The organism is Helicobacter sp. T3_23-1059 (assembly GCF_053654515.1).
Genome location: NZ_JBSIUV010000183.1, coordinates 1 through 743, shown reverse-complemented (window position 1 = coordinate 743; position 743 = coordinate 1). Strand labels below are relative to the sequence as shown.

At 34.2% G+C, this 743-nt stretch carries 1 protein-coding gene; it reads left to right on the top strand.

What is annotated here, in order from left to right:
- The coding region (locus ACWIX0_RS13950; protein ID WP_454174581.1) for a hypothetical protein at nucleotides 1-743 on the top strand (743 nt) is incomplete at both ends.

Here is a 743-nt window from a genome sequence, read left to right as displayed (position 1 = left end):
TTGACAGAACAAAAGCACAAGAAAAAATAGAACAAACAATACAATCTTATAAACAAAACGAGGATTTTTATAAACTTAGCCAAGATAAGCAAGAAGCGATTTTGCACCTAAAAGACATAACGCCTGCGCAAATGCCACAAGAAGCACAAAATCTAAATTTGCAAAATTTAGTAGCGCATTTTAACTCAAAAACAGACAAAGCACAAAGGGAAAAATATTTAAGCCTTTTTAACGATACAAAACAAACGCCTGATTTTGTGCTAAAAATAGACAAAAATAACGAGGAAAGACTACAATTTATAAAGGCCTACGAACACAAAGAAAACAAGGATTTATACTACATAGCAATCACACAAGCAAAAGATGACATCAATATAACAGGCTATCCAATTACAAGATTATCACAAGTGATAAAAAATATAGAAAAAAGTAAAGAAGTGGTAAGGAATTTTGGGGGAATCAGTAACCTCACCGAGCCGACTTTAATAAGTCCAAGCCCCCAACTCTCAAAAGGTATTATACCACAAATCGACAAAGAAATAGCCGAGCTAGAATCCCAAATCAACAATGTTAAAAATCTGCAGGAATATCACAGATTAAAAAATCTTTTAGACCCATTAAAAGAACGCAAAAACGACATTTTGCACCAAGAATTACTAAAAACCGCCAAAAACGATAAAGAACGCAGGCTTTTTGAATGGCACAAAGATAGCCACGCAATCACAAAAGAAGCAGACGGAACG